The organism is Actinosynnema sp. (genome assembly GCF_052038725.1).
In genome coordinates this window covers 1-3,515 of sequence record NZ_JBQGCX010001196.1, presented here as the reverse complement: position 1 = coordinate 3,515, position 3,515 = coordinate 1, and the positions used below count along the sequence as shown (strand labels likewise).

General features: G+C 74.8%; 2 protein-coding genes and 1 pseudogene. 2 read left to right on the top strand and 1 reads right to left on the bottom strand.

The window, feature by feature from the left end:
• A partial coding sequence (locus ACTUAL_RS25070; RefSeq protein WP_440901975.1) for a cytochrome P450 occupies positions 1-1,857 on the top strand: 1,857 nt, incomplete at its 5' end.
• Between the two features lie 39 nt (positions 1,858-1,896).
• On the opposite strand, the pseudogene ACTUAL_RS25065 reads toward ACTUAL_RS25070, so the two are convergent.
• Positions 1,897-2,874 (bottom strand): annotated as a pseudogene (locus ACTUAL_RS25065) (RNA polymerase sigma factor); the annotation flags it as partial.
• 361 nt (positions 2,875-3,235) lie between these two features.
• On the opposite strand from ACTUAL_RS25065, the gene ACTUAL_RS25060 reads away from it, so the two are divergent.
• Positions 3,236-3,515 (top strand): hypothetical protein (locus ACTUAL_RS25060; RefSeq protein ID WP_440901974.1); only part of this gene is annotated, 280 nt, incomplete at its 3' end.

Genomic DNA, 3,515 nt, shown 5'->3' with positions numbered 1-3,515 from the left:
CCCGAGCGGATGGACGAGATCCCGGCCTGCGCGTGGATGCCGTTCGGGCACGGGGCGCGGGCGTGCATCGGGCGGCCGTTCGCCCTGCAGGAGGCGACCCTCGTGCTGGCGCTGGTGCTCCAGCGGTTCGACCTCGCGCTCGCCGACCCCGACCACCGGCTGACGATCAAGCAGACGTTGACGCTCAAGCCGGACTCGCTGGTGGTCCGCGCCCGGCCGCGCACCGACCGCCCTGGCGCCACCGCGACCGTCGAAACCGTTGTGCCGCACCAGGTTCCGGCCTCCCATCGGCACGGAACCCCGCTGCACGTGTTCTACGGGTCGAACGGCGGCAGCGGCGAGGGCCTGGCGCGCACGATCGCCGGTGACGGTGCGGCTCGCGGGTGGGCGACTTCCGTCGCGCCCCTTGACGACGCGGTGCGCGCCCTGCCCGCGTCGGGACCGGTGGTGATCGTCAGCTCCTCCTACAACGGCGCCCCGCCGGACAACGCGGCCCACTTCGTGCGGTGGCTCACGCAGGACGGGCCCGACCTGTCCGGAGTGGACTACCTGGTGCTCGGCTGCGGCAACCTGGACTGGTCGGCCACCTACCAGCGCGTGCCCACCCTGATCGACGAGGCCATGGCGGCGGCGGGCGCCCGGCGGCTGCGCGAGCGCGGGGCCACCGACGCCCGCGCGGACTTCTTCGGCGACTGGGAGCGCTGGTACGAGCCGCTGTGGCCGCTGCTGTCGGCCGAGTGCGGGGTCGAGGTGGGCGAGATCGGGCCGCGCTTCCGGGTGGTCGAGTCGGACGCGGCGGACGGCCTCGGCGATCTCGCGTCGGCGGTCGTGCTGGAGAACCGGGAGCTGGTGCGCGGACCGGACGCCGGGTCCAAGCGGCACCTGGAGCTGCGGCTGCCCGACGGCACGTCCTACCGCACCGGCGACTACCTGTCCGTGCTGCCGCAGAACCACCCCGACCTGGTGCGGCGGGCGGTGGCGCGGCTGGGCACGCGCGCGGAGCGGGTCGTGACGGTCGAGTCGAGCGCGCCCACCGGGCTGGTGCCGGTCGGGCGCGCGCTGCGCGTGGACGAGCTGCTGACCCGGTGCGTCGACCTGTCCGCGCCCGCGGGCGCCGGGGTCGTCGCGCGCCTGGCCGAGCGCTGCCCGTGCCCGCCGGAGCGCGCCGAGCTGGCCGCCACGACCGGGGCGACGCTGCTGGAGCTGCTGGAGCGCTTCCCCTCGTGCGCGGTCGACCTGGCGCTGGCCCTGGAACTGCTGCCCGCGCCCAGGACCCGCCTGTACTCGATCAGCTCGGCGGCCGAGGAGCGGGCCGAGGTGGCGCTCACCGTGTCGGTCACCGGCGTGACCTCCGGCTACCTGAGCCGGGTGCGACCCGGCGACCGCGTGGCCGTCGGGATCGCGTCACCGCCGGAGTCGTTCCGCCCGCCCGCCGACAACACCGTCCCCGTGGTGCTGATCGCCGCGGGCACCGGGATCGCGCCGTTCCGGGGGTTCCTGCGGGCGCGGGCCGCGCTCGGCGGCGAACCGGGCCCGGCGCTGCTGCTGTTCGGCTGCCGGGGGCCCGAGCTGGACGACCTGTACGCGGAGGAGCTCGCCGCGCTCGGCGACTGGCTGGAGGTGGACCGGGCCTACTCGCGCCACCCCGATGGCGAGGTCCGCCACGTGCAGCACCGGCTGTGGCAGCGGCGGGACCGGGTGCGCGAGCTGGTGGACGCCGGGGCGCGCGTGTACCTCTGCGGCGACGCGACGCGGGTGGGACCCGCGGTGGAGGAAGTGCTGGGGCGCATCGGTCCCGGCGCCGGGTGGCTGGACGCGCTCCGCGCCGGGGGGCGGTACGCGACGGACGTGTTCTGAGCGGGCCCTCGACCGAGGGGGCGCGTGCCCCGCGCCCCCTCAGTCCAGGTAGCCCTCCAGCCCGCGCGAGCGCGCCGGGTGCTGCAACTTCGCCATGGTGCGCGACTCGATCTGCCGGATGCGCTCCCGCGTCACCCCGTACACCCGCCCGACCTCGTCCAGCGTGTGCAGCACCCCGTCCGGGAAGCCGTACCGCATCCGCACCACGCCCGCCTCGCGCGGCGTCAGCGTCTCCAGCACCGCCCGCAGGTCCGCCGACAGCAGCGCCGAGCTGACCGCCTCCAGCGGGGCCACCGCGTTCTCGTCCGCGATCAGGTCGCCGATGGAGGTGTCCGCCTCCGCGCCGATGGCCTGGTCCAGCGACACCGGCGTGCGCGCGTGCTGCCGCAGCTCCACGACCTTCTCCGGCGTCACGTCCAGCTCGACCGCGACCTCCTCGGCGGTCGCCTCGCGCCCGTTGCGGTGCAGCAGGTCCCGCTCGATCCGCGCCAGCTTGGTGACCACCTCCACCATGTGCACGGGCAGCCGGATGGTGCGCGACTGGTCGGCCAGCGCGCGCGTGATCGCCTGCCGGATCCACCACGTGGCGTAGGTGGAGAACTTGAACCCCTTGGCGTAGTCGAACTTCTCGACCGCGCGCACCAGGCCCAGGTTGCCCTCCTGGATGACGTCGAGCAGCGCCATGCCCTTGCCGGTGTACCGCTTGGCGATGCTCACCACCAGCCGCAGGTTCGCCTCCAGCAGGTGGTCCTTGGCGCGCTGCCCGTCCCGCACAACCCGCCGCAGCTCGACCGGCCGCCGCGACCCGCGCGCCGCGGGCGGCAGGTCCAGCAGGTGCTCGGCGTACAGGCCCGCCTCCACCCGCCTGGCCAGCTCCACCTCCTGGTCGGCGGTCAGCAGCCGCACCCGGCCGATCGCCTTGAGGTAGGCGCGGGTGGAGTCGGCCGCGTTCGCCGCCTCCGCGTCGCGGCGCAGCGTGGCCGCCAGCTTGATGTCCTCGTCGGTCTCCCACGTGAAGGCCTCGGTCACGCCCCACCACCGGACCGGGCGGCGCCGACGGCCGTCCGCGGAATAGCCAATCCACAACCCATGATCGTGTGCCGCTCCTCCTGGGAACTGCCCGCGCCGATTCGGCGCGCACCACGCAGGAGTTCCACTGTACCCACCGCGGGGGCGCGCCCAGGGGAGTGGAATGTCGCGGTCGGGGGTGGTGACAACCGCCGACCTGCGGTTCCCGCACCAGCCGGGCCACTTCGGTGGAACCGCGCTCTTGCAGCAGCGCCGGCAGGGCGGCGGGTGACCAGCGGTAGGCGGTCACGACTTTGTGGTCGAAGGCCCGCGGTTCCGGATCGTCGCAGGCGAAGAAACCGAGCACGGGGTGACCGCCGGGTTCGAGCACCCGGTGGAACTCGGCGAGCACGGGCGGGAGTTCGGCGGGCGGGGTGTGGATCACCGAGCAGAACGCCAGGATTCCGGCGAGGCGGTCGTCGGGCAGGTCGAACGCGCGCAGGTGCGCGGTGAGGTGGCCGAGGCCGCAGCCGAGGTCCGCCACGCGGGCGCCGGGGCCCAGGAGCTCGGCGAACGCGGACAGCAGGGCGCGTTCGAGGGGGAGGGACCCGAGGACGTCGCTGAACAGGTCCGCGTAGCGGTGGGCGACG